The sequence below is a fragment of the Liquorilactobacillus sicerae genome (genome assembly GCF_029916425.1).
Lineage (GTDB): Bacteria > Bacillota > Bacilli > Lactobacillales > Lactobacillaceae > Liquorilactobacillus > Liquorilactobacillus sicerae.
The window spans coordinates 1-438 of the sequence record NZ_JAHAVQ010000260.1; the positions used below are offsets into that span (position 1 = coordinate 1).

Genomic DNA, 438 nt, shown 5'->3' on the forward strand with positions numbered 1-438 from the left:
TCATCAAGCAATTCAGATGAATCAAATTTCTGAAATAACTTCTTTGATCAGCAACGCGCTTGATAAGATCGAACCGGATCCATTTCCAGATCAATACAATCTTGATATTTCCTCACCGGGAATTGATCGTTCGATTAAAACTGATGCGCATCTTGATTGGGCACTTGGCCAACCGATCAAGTTAAATTTGTTTGAAAAAGTCGATGGCAGCAAATCAGCCGAAGGTATTTTAAAATCCTTTTCTGATTTGGAGATTAGCTTGGAAGTTTCATCAACAGAAGTCAAGAATTTTCCAAGAGAAAAAATCTCAAAAATTTCGTTAAATCAGGAGGCATAGATATGGCATCAGATTACAGAAGAGAGTTGTTTTCTGCGTTACAAGCATTACAAGCTGAGAAAGGTATCAGTCAGGAAGATGCAATTACATCTTTAAAGGAT

The 438-nt window shown here is 36.8% G+C and carries 1 protein-coding gene; it reads left to right on the forward strand.

Annotation, left to right across the window (positions count from 1 at the left end):
• The coding region (locus KH893_RS12335; protein ID WP_281166342.1) for a ribosome maturation factor RimP at positions 1-337 on the forward strand (337 nt) is incomplete at its 5' end.
• Between the last annotated feature and the right edge of the window lie 101 nt (positions 338-438).